Raw genomic sequence first — 15,677 nt, forward strand, 5'->3', positions numbered from 1 at the left:
ATCGTCACGGAGCGAGCGGCAGCGCGAGACGCTGCCCGGGTTCGACGACCGCGTCATCGAGGCCGTTGAGCCGGACGATCTCGGCGATGACCTCGCGCACGTCGCCGCTCGGGTCGATCGCCTCGGCGATCGCCCAGAGCGAATCCCCCTGACCGACCGTGACGTATTCGAAGGTCGCTCCCGCGGAGTCGACGTCGGCGGCGGCGGCGCCCGAGCCGAGGACGAGCACGAGGACCCAGACCACGAGCGGAAGCGCTGCGAGCATGGTGAAGACGACGCGACCGCGGCGGGTCAGGCGAAGGCGGGTGCGCACCACGGCGCTCGGCGCATGCGCCACGCCGGTCTGCGTGTACACGCCCTGAGCTCGCACACTCGTGTCGAAGTCGCGCGGGAGGGCCCGCGAGGCCTGGAAGCCGGTCGTTGCGATCGCTGCGCTCATGTCACACCTCCTGTAGGAGTCGCATCCGGCCCTCGGCCGGGAGGACCGGATGCGAAACTCTGTTCCGAACATACATTCGAATTTCGAACAATGCAAGGATCGAACTCCGGAAACCCGGGGAACCGGATCTCCGACACACTCGAACAGATGTTTGCCGCACGCACGCGAGACGGATACAGTTTCGAATGTCTGGAAGACAGTCGACCAGACACCACCGACATCCGGCCTCGCGGCCGCTACGAGGGGCGGAGACGTTGAGCACCGACATCGACGACGTGCAGGCAGCAGGCAGGCCTCGCCGCCGCAAGAGTCTGAGCGCGAAGCAGATCGCCATCCTCGAGATGATCCAGCGCTCGGTGTCGAGCCGCGGCTACCCGCCGAGCATGCGCGAGATCGGCGACGCCGTCGGGCTCTCCTCGTTGTCGAGCGTGACCCACCAGCTGAACCAGCTCGAGCTCGCCGGTTACCTCCGACGCGATCCCAACCGCCCTCGCGCGCTCGAGGTGCTCATCGAGCTGCCCGGCGTGACCGATCGGCCTGCCACGCAGTCCGACCCCACGCCGGTGGGCGATGCGGCGATGGTGCCGCTCGTCGGGCGCATCGCCGCCGGTGTCCCCATCACCGCCGAGCAGCAGGTCGACGAGGTCTTCCCCCTCCCCCGGCAGTTGGTCGGCAAGGGCGAGCTCTTCATGCTGAAGGTCGTCGGCGACTCCATGATCGACGCCGCGATCTGCGACGGCGACTGGGTCGTCGTGCGGTCGCAGCGCACCGCCGAGAACGGCGAGATCGTCGCCGCGATGCTCGACGGCGAGGCCACCGTCAAGGTGTTCCGCCAGCGCGACGGGCACACCTGGCTGCTCCCCCGCAACAGTGCGTTCGAGCCGATCGTCGGTGACCACGCAGAGGTGCTCGGCAAGATCGTCGCGGTGCTGCGCTCGGTCTGACAACCGAGCGGATGACTCCCGCTATGCGGCGGAACGGATGCCGACCGGCACGGGTTCCGGCGTCACCGGCGCGAGTTCGCGCAGCCACCCGAGCACGGCGTCCATGAACCCGGCGTGATCGTCGCGGAACACGGTGTGCCCGGTGCCCTGCACCGTCTCGACCGTCATGCCCTGATGACGCAGCTGGCGGGCGACCTTCGCCGTGATGAGCAGGCTCTTCTCGGCGAGCACGACGAGCGTCGGCGCCACGAGCCGGGCCGGCGGCACGAGCGGCCGGGTGTCGGTGAAGCCGAGGATCGTGCGCTTGTCCCAGTCGCGCAGCGTCGCGAGTTCGATGTCGACGTCGACCGCGCTCCACTTCGGGTTCATCCGCACGAGTGCCGACCGCTTGGGCCGCGGCGCGACGGCGAAGAAGGCCTTGAAGGCCCAGCCCTTCACGCCCTTCGGGAACGAGAAGGCCGGATCGATGTAGATCGCCGCTCGCGGAGCGAGCCGGTCGGCCACGAGGCTCGCGACGAGCCCGCCGAGCGAGTGGCCCATGACGATGTCGGGCGGACCGTCGAGGAGCGGCTCGAGCGTCTCGACGACGTCGCCGGCCCAACCGGCGGGCGAGTAGTGCACCGCCCGCGGGCTGCGGCCGTGGCCGGCGAGGTCGACCGCGAGCACGCGGAATCCCTGCGCTTCGAGCTCCGCGGTGACGCGATGCCAGGCGCGCGAGTCCGACATGATGCCGTGGATGAGGATCGCGGTGCGCGCACCCCCGCCGGATTCGTGGACCGCGAGTTGCATGCCTCGACGGTACGCGTCGCTCCTGTGCATCACCCCGGCATGAGCCGAGCGGATGCCGCGAGCCGCGACATCCGCTCGGATCGTGGAGCGGATGCCGCGAGCCGCGACATCCGCTCGGTTCGTGCTAGCCGGCGAGCACCGGAGCGGCGAGCTCGGCGCGCACCGCGACCGTCGCCTCGACGATGTGCCGCAGCGACTCGACGGTCTCGTCGTACCCGCGGGTCTTCAGGCCGCAGTCGGGGTTGACCCAGAGCCGGTTCGCCGGGATCGCGCCCGCGGCACGCTCGAGGAGCGCCTGCACCTCGGCGACGCCGGGCACGCGCGGCGAGTGGATGTCGTACACGCCCGGGCCGATGCCGTGGTCGAAGCCGCTCGACTCGAGGTCGTCGACGACCTCCATGCGGCTGCGTGCCGCCTCGATCGATGTGACGTCGGCGTCGAGGTTCTTGATCGCGTCGATGACGACGCCGAACTCCGAGTAGCAGAGGTGGGTGTGCACCTGTGTGCCGGGTACGGCGCCGCCGGTCGCGAGGCGGAACGAGCCGACCGACCAGTCGAGGTAGGCGGGCTGATCGGCGAGCTTCAGCGGCAGCAGCTCGCGAAGGGCGGGCTCGTCGACCTGGATGATGCGGATGCCCGCGGTCTCGAGGTCGGTGATCTCGTCGCGGAGCGCGAGCGCCACCTGGCGCGCGGTGTCGCCGAGCGGCTGGTCGTCGCGCACGAACGACCAGGCGAGGATCGTCACCGGGCCGGTGAGCATGCCCTTCATCGGCAGCTCGGTCAGCGATTGGGCGTAGCTCGACCACTCGACCGTCATCGGCGCGGGCCGTGAGACGTCGCCCCAGAGGATCGACGGTCGCGTGCAGCGGGAGCCGTACGACTGGACCCAGCCGTGCTTCGTGACCGCGAAGCCGTCGAGCAGCTCGGCGAAGTACTGCACCATGTCGTTGCGCTCGGGCTCGCCGTGCACGAGCACGTCGAGGCCCAGCTCCTCCTGGAGCCGCACGACGCGCTCGATCTCGGCGCGCATGAGCGCCGTGTAGTCGGCAGCCGACAGATCGCCCCTCACGAGCCGGGCGCGCGCCCGGCGGATCTCGGCCGTCTGCGGGAAGGACCCGATCGTGGTGGTCGGCAGCTCGGGCAGCCCCAGCGACTCCTGCGCCGCGACGCGCTCGTCGTAGCTCACGCGGGCGAAGTCCTGCTCGGCGAGGCCCGCGAGACGGTCGCGCACCGACGGCTCGCGCACGCCGGGTGCGGCGTCGCGGTCGGCGAGAGCTGCGGATGCCGCGGCGAGCTCGCCCTCGATCGCGTCGCGTCCCTCGACGAGACCGCGACCGAGCACGGCCACCTGGCCGACCTTCTGGTCGGCGAACGCGAGCCACGAGACGAGTCGGGCGTCGAGTTCGTCTTCATCGGCGACGTCGTGCGGCACGTGCAGGAGCGACGTCGAGGTCGAGACGGACACGGCCGCGGAGAGGTGCTGCACGGCCGCGACCCGATCGAAGGCTGCGGCGAGGTCGCCGCGCCAGATGTTGTGGCCGTCGATGACGCCGGCGACGAGGGTCTTCGCCGCGAGCGACTCGGCCGTGACGGGGTCGAGGCCCTCGGGCAGCGAGCCGCGCACGAGGTCGAGGCCGATCGCCTCGACCGGGGTCGCAGCGAGCGCGGGCAGGGCGTCATCGAGCGAGCCGTACGGTGCCGCGACGAAGATCGACGGGCGGGCATCGAGTGCGCCGAGCGCGTCGTAGGCGATGCCGACGGACTCGATCACCCGAGCGCGATCGACATCGATGCTCTCGCTCACGAGAGCGGGCTCGTCGAGTTGCACCCACTCCGCACCGGCGGCGGCGAGCTGCTCGAGCAGCGCTGCGTAGACGGGCACGAGATCGGCGAGGCGGTAGATCGGTGCGAAGCCGGCCGGGGCGCCGTCGGCTGCCTTCGCGAGGAGCAGGAAGGTCGCGGGACCGACGATCACGGGCCGAGTCGTGAACCCGGCCGCCTTCGCCTCGGCGAACTCGGCGAGGATGCGCTCGGCGTGCAGCGAGAACACGGTGTCGGGGCCGATCTCGGGCACGAGGTAGTGGTAGTTCGAGTCGAACCACTTCGTCATCTCGAGCGGGGCGTCGTCGCCGACACCGCGGGCGATCGTGAAGTAGGCGGCGAGGTCGAGTCGCCCTTGCTCGTCCGCCAGGGCGGCGAAGCGCGCCGGTACCGCGCCGACGGCGACAGCGGCGTCGAGCACCTGGTCGTAGAACGAGAACGTCTCGGGGATCGCAGAGCCGGTGCGGGCGAGGCCCAGGGCGGCCAGGCGCTCCCGGGTCGCCGCGCGCAGTTCGGCGGCCTGGTTCTCGAGTTCCTCGGCGGTGATCGAGCCGGCCCAGAACGCCTCGACGGCCCGCTTGAGCTCGCGGCGGCGACCGATTCGGGGGTAGCCCAGGATGGTCGCGTCGGGGAAGGCGGGTGCGGGGGTGGTCATCGTGCGGTGTTCCTCTCATCGGCGAACCGGTCGGTTCGAAGTCCGAGCCGGTCGACGACGTCGAGCACGGCTTCATGGCGGTTGAAGGTGTAGAGATGCAGGCCGGGTGCACCGCCCGCGATCACCTCGGCGGCGAGCCGGGTGGCGAAGGCGATGCCGAGCTCCGTCTGCCCGGCGGCATCCGGTTCGATCTCGAGGTCGATGGAGAGCGATGCGGGCGGTTCGACGCCCGTCAGCTCCGTCAGCCGTGCGAGTCTCGACGGGGTCGTCACCGGCATGATGCCCGGAAGGATCGGGATCGTGACGCCGCCCGCTCGAGCGCGCTCGACGAAGCCCAAGTAGTCGTCGGCCCTCCAGAAGAGCTGCGTGATCGCGAGGTTGGCGCCGGCGATCTCCTTCGCGAGGAGCGTGTCGACGTCGTGCCCGAGGTTCCGCGACCGCGGATGTCCCGTCGGGAACGCCGCGACCGCGACGCGCTCGGGCCGAGGCCGGGCCCTGATGCGCGAGGCGCCGGGGTTACCGGGAACCCCGACCTGCGCGAACGGCTCCCGCTCCTCCTGCACCCGATGGATGAGCTGGACGAGTTCTGCTGCGCTGCCGAGGTCGCCGATGCCCGCATCGGGGTCGGCATCAGCGGGTGGGTCGCCGCGCAGGGCCAGGAAGCTCGTGATGCCGGCGTCGAGGAACTCGCGTACGAGGCGGTTGGCCTCGAGGTGCGAGGAGCCCACGCAGGTCAGGTGGGCCATCGGCTCGACATGGGTGTGCTCGAGCATGTAGCGGAGCACCGTCAGGGATCGGGCACGCGAGCTTCCCCCGGCGCCGAACGTGACCGAGATGAATGCGGGGTCGACCTCGGCGAGCCGGTCGATCGTGCGGCCGAGGGCGAGCGCCGCCGCATCGGTGCGCGGCGGAAAGAGTTCGAAGGAGACCGGCAGTCGGGGCGTACAGTCTGCGCCCGATGCGTCGGTTGCGGTCGATGCAACGGCGCGTGCCCGCGGCGAGCTCCCACGGGAAGAGCCGTCGGTTGCGGTCGATGCCATGGTGCTCCTGCGTGGCGAGCGGCAACGGGAAGAACACGGCAGGCCGCGTTCCCCCGGCCGGAACGGCGGGTGGATGTCGCGGGCGGGTGCCGGGCTCGGCGGTCGCTCCAAGTGACCTGCTTCGGCCGGTCACTGATCGATCAGGAGCGACGATACGCGGGGGTGCACGGTGATGTCACGACTGTGACGCACAGTGACGCGAGAAGGGTCAGCGACCTGCGGAGGTCGCCGAGAACTCCTCGAGCTGGCCGGCCAGCTCGGGTGACGCGAGCGCTCGCACGCGGGTGCCGTCCTCGTCGTACTCGATCGAGAGCACGCGACCGGTCTCGTGCAGCGTCGACACGACGTCGCCGCGGTCGTACGGCACGAGCAGGTCGATCTCGACGGCCGGGTCGGGCATCATGCGCGCGATGGCCTCGAGCACCTCGGGGATGCCCTCGCCGGTGCGAGCAGAGGCGAAGATCGCGCCCGGCTCGAGCCCGCGCAGCACGAGGCGGTCTTCGGGCGTCACGAGGTCGGCCTTGTTGAAGACGATGAGCTCGGGGATGTCGCGTGCGCCGACCTCGCCGATGACGTCGCGCACCGTGGCGATCTGCCCGGCGGGGTCGGGGTGGGCGGCGTCGACGACGTGCACGATGAGGTCGGAGTCGCCGACCTCCTCGAGCGTCGAGCGGAACGCCTCGACGAGCTGGTGCGGGAGGTTGCGGACGAAGCCGACGGTGTCGGCGATCGTGTAGACGCGGCCGTCGGCCGTGGTGTTGCGTCGCACGGTCGCATCGAGCGTGGCGAACAGCGCGTTCTCGACGAGCACCCCGGCGCCGGTGACGCGGTTCAGGATGCTCGACTTGCCCGCGTTCGTGTAACCCGCGATCGCGACCGACGGCACGGCGTTTCGCTTGCGGTTGGCCCGCTTGGCCTCCCGGGCCGGCTTCATGTTCGCGATCTGCTTGCGGAGCTTCGCCATGCGCGAGTGGATGCGGCGGCGGTCGAGCTCGATCTTCGTCTCACCGGGGCCGCGGGAACCCATGCCCGCCCCGGCCCCGCCGACCTGGCCACCGGCCTGGCGGGACATCGACTCGCCCCAGCCGCGCAGTCGCGGCAGCAGGTACTCGAGCTGTGCGAGCTCGACCTGGGCCTTGCCTTCACGGCTCTTCGCATGCTGGCTGAAGATGTCGAGGATGACGGCCGTGCGGTCGATGACCTTGACCTTGATGGCGTCTTCGAGGGCACGCCGCTGGCTCGGCGCGAGCTCGGTGTCGGCCACGACCGTGTCGGCGCCGAGCGAGGCGACGATGTGCCGCAGCTCGTCGACCTTGCCGCGGCCGAGGTAGGTGCTGGGGTCGGGGTGCGGGCGGCGCTGCAGCACGCCGTCGAGCACGCGCGCGCCCGCGGTCTCGGCGAGGGCGGCGAGCTCTCGCATGGAGTTCTCGGCCTCGTCTTGCGAGCCCTGCGAGTACACGCCGATGAGCACGACGTTCTCGAGACGCAGCTGCCGATACTCGACCTCGGTGACGTCTTCGAGTTCGGTGGAGAGTCCTCCGACGCGGCGCAGACCGGCCCGTGCCTCGCGGTCGTACTGCTCGCCGTCGGTGTCGGAGCCGAACAGGTCGACCGAGTCGGGCGACATGAGCGCCTCGGCGGAATCGGACCCGAAGCGGGTCACGCCGGCTTTGGTCTCTGCACCCTTGAGCACCCGCTCGACGGCGTCGTCTGCGGAGTTCTGTTCGGCGTCATTCATCGCGTTAACCCTAGTTCCCATCGCTGCGATAGGTTCCCCTGTATGGCCTCCGACCATTACTTCTCCTCTCGTCCGGGCGGCGAGGCCACTCTCCGCACCATTTCCGTGACGCTCGCCGGGCGCGAGCTGTCGCTCTCGACCTCGGGCGGCGTCTTCAGTCCCGAGCACCTCGACACCGGCACGCGCATCCTGCTCGACCGCGCGCCCGCACCGCCGGCGAGCGGTGACCTGCTCGACCTCGGCTGCGGTTGGGGACCGATCGCGATCTCACTCGCGCTCCGATCACCGGATGCCACGGTGTGGGCCGTCGACGTGAACGAACGCGCCCTCGACCTCGTGCGGCGCAACACCGCACGCCTCGGCATCACCAATGTCAACGCGGTGCTGCCTGACGATGTTCCCGCCGACGTCCGTTTCGCCGGCATCTGGTCGAACCCGCCGATCCGGGTGGGCAAGGCCGAGCTGCACGCCATGCTCGAGCACTGGCTTCCCCGCCTCGAAGACGACGCGAGCGCGTGGCTCGTCGTCGCGAAGCACCTCGGCGCCGAGTCGCTGCAGAAGTGGATCGGCGACGAGCTCGGGCTCGACATCGACCGGGCGGCGCAGGACAAGGGCTTCCGGGTGCTCGAGGTGAGCGCCGCGGCATCCGCTCGCTGACGGCGGGTGCTCGTCGAACGCGCTGCCCGACCTACCGGGCTGGTGACTCAGGCCAGGCTGAGGACGCCGTCGAAGACGAGTTCCGCCGGGCCCGAGAGTGCCGCGTGCTCCCCGTCGGCCGCGTGGAACATGCGCACGCCGAGCACCCCGCCCGGCACCTGCACGCGCCAACGGTCAGGAGCGGCCGCTCCGGCCCAGTACCGCACCGCGAGGGCGGATGCCACCGCGCCGGTGCCGCATGAGAGGGTCTCGCCCGAGCCGCGCTCGTGCACGCGCATGCGGATGCGGCCGACGCCGTCTTCGACGAGGGGCTCGGCGGGTACGACGAACTCGATGTTGGCGCCCGTCTCGGGCTCGGGGTCGATGACCGGCTGGTAGGCGAGATCGAGTCCGTCGAGTTCGTCGTCATCGGCGAGGGCGACGACGACGTGCGGATTGCCGACGTCGATGCCGAGGCCCGGCCGGGCGACGGGCAGGCTCTTGCCGCGCACGAGCGGCTCGCCGCCGTCGAGGCGCCAGACGCCGAGATCGGCTTCGAACCCCGCGACCGTGCGGCGCACGGTGCGAACGCCGGCGCGGGTGCCGATCGCGATCGAGTCGTCGACACCGAGGTCGGTGAGACCCTGATCGATCAGGTAGCTCGTGAAGACGCGGATGCCGTTGCCGCACATCTCGGAGACGGTGCCGTCGGCATTCCAGTAGTCCATGAACCACACGGCCTGCGGGTCTTCGGCGAGCGACGCGGCGCCCGCGTCGAGGTTCGCCGAGCGCACGGCGCGGATGACGCCGTCGGCGCCGACGCCGAACCGCCGGTCGCAGACCGCTGCGATCTGGGTGGGGGTGAGTTCCGACTCGCCCTCGGGGTCGCTGAAGAGCACGAAGTCGTTACCGGTGCCCTGGCCCTTGGTGAACCGCAGATCGAATGCCATCCGATCAGTCTATGGCTGCGATCCGGGGCGCCCTCGGCCAGCCCGCAACGGAATGCCATCCGATCAGTCGACCGCTACGATCCGCGCGAGTTCGGTGCCACGTGCCACCGCGTCGTCGGCGTCGATCGTGACCGCATCACGATAGCGCTTGAACCAGCTCACCTGCCGGCGCGCATACGTGCGGGTGAGCTGCTGCGTCTCGGCGACGGCTTCGGCGCGTGAGAGTCGACCCGTGATCTCGCCGAGCGCCTGGGCGTAGCCGATGGCCTTGCTCGCGGTCACCCCCCGCTCGATGCCGGCTGGGACGAGCCCGCGAACCTCGTCGACGAGGCCGTCGCGCCACATGCCCTCGACGCGCGCGTCGAGGCGCTCGACGAGCGTCGAGCGATCGCTGCGGAGGTGCACGATGCCGTGGGGACGCCACGGCACGGGTTCGTCGGGCAGCCGAGCGGCCTTCGGCTCGCCCGTCACCTCGATCACCTCGAGCGCGCGAACGAGCCGCCGACCGTTCTGCGCGTCGACGCTCGCCGCCGTCTCGGGGTCGATCTCGCGGAGCCGCGCGTGGAGCATGCCCGGTCCACGTTCGGCGAGTTCCGCCTCGAGCCGTGCGCGCACTGCGGCATCCGTGCCAGGGAAGCGGAAGTCGTGGATGACCGAGGAGACGTACAGGCCGGAGCCGCCGACGAGCAGCGCGACGTCGTCGCGCGCGATCACGTCGTCGACCGCGGCGCGCGCAGCCGACTGGTATTCGGCGACGGATGCCTCGTCGACCACGTCGAGCACATCGAGCAGGTGGTGCGGCACGCCGCGCCGTTCGGCGAGCGGGAGCTTGGCCGTGCCGATGTCCATGCCCCGGTAGAGCTGCATCGCGTCGGCGTTCACGACCTCGGCCGTGCGTCCGACCCTGCCGTAGGCCTCGGCAAGGTCGAGTGCGAACGCGGACTTCCCCGTGCCGGTCGCACCGACGATCGCGATGAGCGTCACGTCAGCGTTGGCCGTCGGCGGGGTCGTAGATCGGCATCGTGCCGACGCCGGGCGCGACGAGCGGCTCGGTGCCGCGCGCAGGCATGGCCGGCAGGCCGAGCGAGACGCGACCGGCAGCGGATGCTCCGGGCGCCGCGGGCACGCCGCAGCTCTCGGCCTGTGCGCGATCCCATGCGTCGCCCGCACGAGTGCGGCGGATGCGGAGCGGCGCGTCGTCGAGCGAGTCGGCGATGAGGTGGAACGGCGCAGCCTGCGTGATGGTCACGGAGACGACATCGCCCGGGCGCGGCAGCTCGGATCCGGCGGGAACCTCGAAGTGCACGAGGCGGCTGTCTTCGGCGCGACCGCTCAGGCGGTGCGTCTCTGCGTCTTTCTTGCCCTCGCCGGTGGCGACGAGCACCTCGACGGGCCGGCCGATGAGGCGCTGGTTCTCCTCCCAGGAGATGCGGTCCTGCAGCGCGAGGAGCCGTTCGTATCGCTCCTGCACGACCTCTTTGGGCACCTGCTCGTCCATGGTGGCCGCGGGCGTGCCGGGGCGAATGGAGTACTGGAAGGTGAACGCCGACGCGAAACGGGCCGCCTCGACGACGCGGAGCGTCTCTTGGAAGTCCTCTTCGGTCTCACCGGGGAAGCCCACGATGATGTCGGTCGAGATCGCGGCGTTCGGGATGCGTGCGCGCACGCGGTCGAGGATGCCGAGGAACTTCTCGGAACGGTAGGAGCGGCGCATCGCCTTGAGGATGCGGTCGGACCCCGACTGCAGCGGCATGTGCAACTGCGGCATGACGCTCGGCGTCTCGGCCATCGCGTCGATGACGTCGTCGGTGAACGCCGCCGGGTGCGGGCTCGTGAAGCGGATGCGCTCGAGCCCCTCGATCCGTCCCGCCGCCCGGAGCAGCTTGCCGAACGCCTGCCGGTCGCCGAACTCGACGCCGTAGGAGTTCACGTTCTGGCCGAGCAGGGTGATCTCGACCACTCCGTCGTCGACGAGCGCCTGGATCTCGGCGAGGATGTCGCCCGGCCTGCGGTCCTTCTCCTTGCCGCGGAGCGCCGGAACGATGCAGAACGTGCAGGTGTTGTTGCAGCCGACCGAGATGGACACCCAGCCGCTGTAGCTGGAGTCGCGCTTCGTGGGCAGCGTCGACGGGAAGACCTCGAGCGAGTCGAGGATCTCGAGCTGCGCCTCGGCGTTGTGACGGGCACGCTCGAGCAGGCTCGGGAGGGCACCCATGTTGTGGGTGCCGAAGACGACGTCGACCCACGGCGCCTTCTCGAGGATGACGTTCTTGTCCTTCTGCGCGAGGCATCCCCCGACGGCGATCTGCATGCCCTCGTGGCGGCGCTTGACCGACGCGAGGTGGCCGAGATTGCCGTAGAGCTTGTTGTCGGCGTTCTCGCGAACCGCGCAGGTGTTGATGACCACGATGTCGGGCTCCGCGCCATCGGCGGGCACGTAGCCCGCGGCCTCGAGCGAGCCCGAGAGCCGCTCGGAGTCGTGCACGTTCATCTGGCACCCGAAGGTGCGGACCTCGTACGTTCGCGGCGTCGTTGCCGCTTCGGCGAGCTGGTCGCCGGCCATCTCATCGCTGGAGACGTCGTGAATGGTGCTCATGATCGCACCAGTTTACGAGCCTTCGGCTGCGAGTGCCGCCGACACCGCCTCACGTACGACGTCGCCGGGATACCCCCGTCGCTGGAGGAACGCCGACAGCCGGCGTTCGGCCGTCTGACGGTCGAGTCCGCGCAACTGACGAGCCCGGCGCTCGGCGACGGCACGCGCGTTCTCGAGTTCCGTCTCGGGGTCGAGATCTTCGACCGCTGCCCGTGCGAGCGCGTTGTCGACGCCGCGACGACCGAGCTCCTGCATGATCGCGCCGCTGCCCCGGCCCCGACGTACGCCGTGGCTGTGCACCACCTGTTCGGCGAGCTTCGCGTCATCGAGGTAGCCGAGCCGTTCGTAGCGCGCGATCCACTCCTCGACCTCGATGTCGTCGAGCCCGTGCTCGACGAGCACCGCGCGCACCTCTGACACCGAGAGCGCCGAGCGGCGAAGCCGTGAGATGACGAGCCGGTCGATGCGCTCATCGCGCTCCGCGCCGGTCTCTTCCGGCTCTTCGGACTCCACCGACCCGGCTGACTCCGCCCAGGTCGCTCCGCGCGAGACCGGACGAAGGCGACCACGCGCTCCGTCGGCCTTCGGGCGACTCCTCGCCGCAGCAACGGGTGCCTCGGTCTCATCGGGTTCGGTCGTGGGACGGCTGCGCGATGCTGCAGCAGGCCTCGCCGCCTCCGCCTTCGCCCACGGCAGGTACGTGACCGGGGCGAGTCGTTCTGATGATGCGTCGCTCATGTCTGACTCACCCCGGTCATGTCGTGGTTCGGACTCAGGCGCCCTTGCGCCCGAGCTTCGGTGCGATGGGCTCGACGTTCGCCGGCGCCGCAGTACCTGCCGGCTGGCCGATGTTGAGCTTCACGAGGATCTTCTGCTCGATGTCGGCCGCGATGTCGGGGTTCTGGAGCAGGAAGTTGCGGGCGTTCTCTTTGCCCTGACCCAGCTGGTCGCCGTCGTACGTGTACCACGCACCCGACTTCTTCACGATGGCCTGGTCGACGCCGTAGTCGATGAGGCTGCCCTCGCGCGAGATGCCGACGCCGTACAGGATGTCGAACTCGGCCTGCTTGAAGGGCGGCGCCATCTTGTTCTTCACGACCTTGACGCGCGTGCGGTTGCCGACCGCGTCGGTGCCGTCTTTCAGGGTCTCGATACGGCGGATGTCGAGACGCACCGACGCGTAGAATTTCAGCGCCTTGCCGCCGGCCGTCGTCTCGGGGCTGCCGAAGAACACGCCGATCTTCTCGCGCAACTGGTTGATGAAGATCATCGTGGTGTTCGTCTGGCTGAGACCACCCGTGAGCTTGCGGAGCGCCTGCGACATGAGGCGGGCCTGGAGGCCGACGTGCGAGTCGCCCATCTCGCCCTCGATCTCGGCACGGGGCACGAGCGCCGCGACCGAGTCGATGACGATGAGGTCGATGGAGCCGGAGCGCACGAGCATGTCGGCGATCTCGAGCGCCTGCTCACCCGTGTCGGGCTGGGAGACGAGGAGCGCGTCGATGTCGACGCCGAGCTTCTTCGCGTACTCGGGGTCGAGCGCGTGCTCGGCGTCGATGAACGCGGCGATGCCGCCGTTGCGCTGCGCGTTGGCGATGGCGTGGAGGGTCAGCGTCGTCTTACCCGACGACTCGGGACCGTAGATCTCGATGATGCGGCCGCGCGGGAGCCCGCCGATGCCGAGCGCGACGTCGAGCGCGATCGAGCCGGTGGGGATGACCTCGACGGGGGCGCGATCTTCGCTGCCGAGGCGCATGACCGAGCCCTTGCCGAACTGGCGGTCGATCTGCGCGAGGGCGGTCTCGAGTGACTTCTCGCGGTCTGCTGCTGATGCCATGGGTGGGGCTCCTTCTTGCTCGATTGCGGCTGCCTCTAGGCTGTCGTTCCACGTTGCGGGCACTGACCGACGGGTGCTGGCTCGCGGTGTCTTGCGACAAGGCGTTTGCGGTGTGTTCCGTTGCATCGACCGTATGGTCGGCCACCGACATCCGACGCCGATCTCGACCCGGATGTGGACAGCTGCACTGGAGCTCCTGCTGTTGAGGAGCCTACCCCAGCTCCCGAACGCATGTTCGAAGAAACGCCCGCGTGTCGAACACGCCTTCGGACGCGGATGCGAGCGTCGATCCGGATCGCGGCGCGGCGGAGCGCCGTCGTCTACGGGTGTCGCGGTGCGCGCGACTCCCCTGGCACCGGACGGCCGGCGCCATGGCGGCGCTCCTCCGGGACATCCGTCGCCTCGCAGAGCGCGAGCCAGACCTCGCGCGGCCGCACCCCGGCGGCCAGCGCCTCACGGGCCGTGCGGCCGCCGAGCGCGGTGAGCACGAGATCGCCGACGATCGCGCCGCCGTATCCGACGCCGAACTCCTCCGCGACCGCCGCCTGGAACTCGCTCTGCTTCACCCGATCACCTCTGGACAGACGATCGGCCGGTCCGAGGACCGGCCGATCTGCGTTGCGTGCGTGGAGTCTTCAGCGGACCATCAGGTCGGCGTCGAACTCCGCCACGAGCTCGTCGGGCAGGCTGTCGGGCACCACGGAGAGGCCCTCGAGCACTGCGATGCGGTCGCCGACCTCGTGCATGATCACCGAGATGGGCGTGTCGAGTGCGTCGGCGACGGAGGCGAGAATCTCGGAGGACGCCTCTTTCTGGCCGCGCTCCACCTCGCTCAGATAGCCGAGCGCGACGCTGGCCTTGGACGCGACCTGACGAAGGGTACGACCCTTCTGCAGGCGGAAGTCCCTCAGCACATCGCCGATCTCCTGTCGAACCAGGACCATCGGGAACCTCCTTCTCTCTGCCTGCGGCTCCCCCGGAGCCGGAAACGGGAGCGTCAGTCTAGCCGACTCTCCGTGATACCAATCTAGCGTTGCACACTGGGGCTTTCGTGTGAACCTGCCACATGTAACAGGGTGTTCACGAAGACTATTCCGCCGACTTCGGAGAAGTTCGTCCGACTCGCGCGAGCGCCGCCGCGATGGCGGCGTGCACGGTCGCGGTGCGGATCTCCGCGCGGCTGCCGCGGAGCGCGAGTTCGATCGCCTCGACGTCACCACCGAATGCGACGCCGATGAAGACCGTGCCCGGCGGCTTGCCGTCTTGACCGGTCGGCCCCGCGACTCCGGTCGTCGCGATGCCGAGATCGGCGGCGCGGCCGTCGACCGCGAGCGTCGTGCGCACGTGGTCGGCCATCTGCCGGGCGACCTCGGGGTGCACGGCGCCCACGGCTTCGAGCAGCTCGGCGTCGACACCCAGCACCGACCCCTTCACCGAGGTGTCGTAGGCCACGACGCCGCCGCTGACCACGACGGACGCCCCGGGCACGCTCGTGAGCTCGGCGACCACGAGCCCGCCCGTCAGCGACTCGGCGACGGCGACCCGCAGGCCGCGCTCGGTGAGCTCGGCGATGAGCCGGGCTGCCGGCTCCCCGGTGGCACGAGGCATCCGCTCGCTCGTCTCAGCTCGCCTCGCGGGGCGCGCGTGCGAGGCGCACGGCGTCGCGCACGTAGAGCAGTCCCGACCAGAGGGTGAGCACGAGGGCGACCGCCATCGTCGCCCAATTGAGCCAGAGGATCCAGTCGCCGACGATCGTCCACAGCGGCACGAGGGCGAGCGAGATCGCGACGGACTGCGCGAGGGTCTTGAGCTTGCCGCCGGACGACGCGGGCACCACGTTGCCGCGGCGCAGCTCGACGAGGCGCCACACGGTGATGCCCACCTCGCGCACCACGATGACGATGGTGACCCACCACCACAGCTCGCCGAGGATCGAGAGGCAGATCAGGGCACCGCTCGTGAGGAGCTTGTCGGCGATCGGGTCGAGGATCTTGCCGAGGTCGGTGACCAGACCGCGGGAACGAGCGAGCCACCCGTCGACCCAGTCGGTCGAGATCGCGACGATGAAGATCACGGCGCCCCACCAGCGCATCGGGCCGTCGGCTCCCGCGTCGGCGAGGAGCAGCCAGAAGACCAGCGGAGCCATGAGGATGCGGACGACGGTGATCGCGTTCGGAAGGTTCCAGTTCGCCGATCGCGCGGGCGTGCCGGCGGAAGAGGTCATACGGCCAG

16 protein-coding genes are annotated in these 15,677 nt (G+C 70.1%); 2 read left to right on the forward strand and 14 right to left on the reverse strand.

Features of this window, described 5'->3' with window-relative positions:
- Positions 1 to 4: 4 nt before the first annotated feature.
- Entirely contained in the window at positions 5 to 439 is a 435-nt protein-coding gene (locus ESP57_RS15640) for a LysM peptidoglycan-binding domain-containing protein (RefSeq protein ID WP_129232211.1), read from the reverse strand.
- Between the two features lie 266 nt (positions 440 to 705).
- On the opposite strand from ESP57_RS15640, the gene lexA reads away from it, so the two are divergent.
- Complete coding sequence (gene lexA, locus ESP57_RS15645) at positions 706 to 1,383, forward strand: transcriptional repressor LexA (protein ID WP_056014891.1); 678 nt, start codon at positions 706 to 708, stop codon at positions 1,381 to 1,383.
- A gap of 21 nt (positions 1,384 to 1,404) precedes the next feature.
- Here lexA and ESP57_RS15650 read toward each other — a convergent pair whose 3' ends face one another.
- The 4 genes from ESP57_RS15650 to hflX form a co-directional block, all read right to left on the reverse strand.
- Positions 1,405 to 2,172: an alpha/beta fold hydrolase gene (locus tag ESP57_RS15650; RefSeq protein WP_165877499.1), complete on the reverse strand. Its 768-nt coding sequence runs from the start codon at positions 2,170 to 2,172 to the stop codon at positions 1,405 to 1,407.
- A gap of 124 nt (positions 2,173 to 2,296) precedes the next feature.
- A complete protein-coding gene (gene metE / locus ESP57_RS15655; protein WP_129232213.1) occupies positions 2,297 to 4,648 on the reverse strand; it encodes a 5-methyltetrahydropteroyltriglutamate--homocysteine S-methyltransferase in 2,352 nt (783 codons plus the stop codon).
- Positions 4,645 to 5,688 carry a methylenetetrahydrofolate reductase gene (locus ESP57_RS15660; protein WP_129232214.1) on the reverse strand — a complete coding sequence of 348 codons (1,044 nt, stop codon included), beginning with the start codon at positions 5,686 to 5,688 and terminating at the stop codon, positions 4,645 to 4,647. Before ESP57_RS15660 ends, metE begins: the two co-directional genes overlap by 4 nt.
- Positions 5,689 to 5,896: 208 nt before the next feature.
- Positions 5,897 to 7,426, reverse strand: coding sequence for a GTPase HflX (gene hflX, locus ESP57_RS15665; protein WP_115962653.1), 1,530 nt, complete (start codon positions 7,424 to 7,426; stop codon positions 5,897 to 5,899).
- Between the two features lie 42 nt (positions 7,427 to 7,468).
- Between hflX and ESP57_RS15670 the strand changes: the two genes are divergently transcribed.
- Positions 7,469 to 8,083, forward strand: coding sequence for a class I SAM-dependent methyltransferase (locus ESP57_RS15670; RefSeq protein WP_129232215.1), 615 nt, complete (start codon positions 7,469 to 7,471; stop codon positions 8,081 to 8,083).
- A 47-nt stretch (positions 8,084 to 8,130) separates the two neighbouring features.
- Here the strand turns inward: ESP57_RS15670 and dapF are convergent, their stop codons facing one another.
- The 9 genes from dapF to pgsA all read right to left on the reverse strand — a co-directional run bounded on the left by dapF (position 8,131) and on the right by pgsA (position 15,669).
- Positions 8,131 to 9,012 carry a diaminopimelate epimerase gene (gene dapF, locus ESP57_RS15675; RefSeq protein WP_129232216.1) on the reverse strand — a complete coding sequence of 294 codons (882 nt, stop codon included), beginning with the start codon at positions 9,010 to 9,012 and terminating at the stop codon, positions 8,131 to 8,133.
- 63 nt (positions 9,013 to 9,075) lie between these two features.
- Positions 9,076 to 9,996, reverse strand: a complete 921-nt coding sequence (gene miaA / locus ESP57_RS15680; RefSeq protein WP_129232217.1) for a tRNA (adenosine(37)-N6)-dimethylallyltransferase MiaA — start codon at positions 9,994 to 9,996, stop codon at positions 9,076 to 9,078.
- A gap of 1 nt (position 9,997) precedes the next feature.
- The gene (gene miaB / locus ESP57_RS15685) at positions 9,998 to 11,575 is read right to left on the reverse strand and encodes a tRNA (N6-isopentenyl adenosine(37)-C2)-methylthiotransferase MiaB (protein WP_115962865.1); all 1,578 of its coding nucleotides are present in this window, start codon (positions 11,573 to 11,575) and stop codon (positions 9,998 to 10,000) included.
- Positions 11,576 to 11,620: 45 nt separating this feature from the next.
- A complete protein-coding gene (locus tag ESP57_RS15690; RefSeq protein ID WP_129232218.1) occupies positions 11,621 to 12,346 on the reverse strand; it encodes a regulatory protein RecX in 726 nt (241 codons plus the stop codon).
- Positions 12,347 to 12,380: 34 nt separating this feature from the next.
- Positions 12,381 to 13,445 (reverse strand): recombinase RecA, encoded by a 1,065-nt coding sequence (gene recA, locus ESP57_RS15695; RefSeq protein WP_056013564.1) that lies wholly within the window; start codon positions 13,443 to 13,445, stop codon positions 12,381 to 12,383.
- Positions 13,446 to 13,765: 320 nt separating this feature from the next.
- A complete protein-coding gene (locus tag ESP57_RS15700; RefSeq protein ID WP_115962644.1) occupies positions 13,766 to 14,011 on the reverse strand; it encodes a DUF3046 domain-containing protein in 246 nt (81 codons plus the stop codon).
- A 69-nt stretch (positions 14,012 to 14,080) separates the two neighbouring features.
- Positions 14,081 to 14,389, reverse strand: a complete 309-nt coding sequence (locus ESP57_RS15705; RefSeq protein ID WP_056013571.1) for a helix-turn-helix domain-containing protein — start codon at positions 14,387 to 14,389, stop codon at positions 14,081 to 14,083.
- A 145-nt stretch (positions 14,390 to 14,534) separates the two neighbouring features.
- Positions 14,535 to 15,053 carry a CinA family protein gene (locus ESP57_RS15710; protein WP_129232219.1) on the reverse strand — a complete coding sequence of 173 codons (519 nt, stop codon included), beginning with the start codon at positions 15,051 to 15,053 and terminating at the stop codon, positions 14,535 to 14,537.
- A 13-nt stretch (positions 15,054 to 15,066) separates the two neighbouring features.
- Positions 15,067 to 15,669: a CDP-diacylglycerol--glycerol-3-phosphate 3-phosphatidyltransferase gene (gene pgsA / locus ESP57_RS15715; RefSeq protein ID WP_115962638.1), complete on the reverse strand. Its 603-nt coding sequence runs from the start codon at positions 15,667 to 15,669 to the stop codon at positions 15,067 to 15,069.
- Positions 15,670 to 15,677 lie beyond the last annotated feature (8 nt).

The organism is Agromyces fucosus (assembly GCF_004134865.1).
GTDB classification, from domain to species: Bacteria; Actinomycetota; Actinomycetes; order Actinomycetales; family Microbacteriaceae; genus Agromyces; species Agromyces fucosus.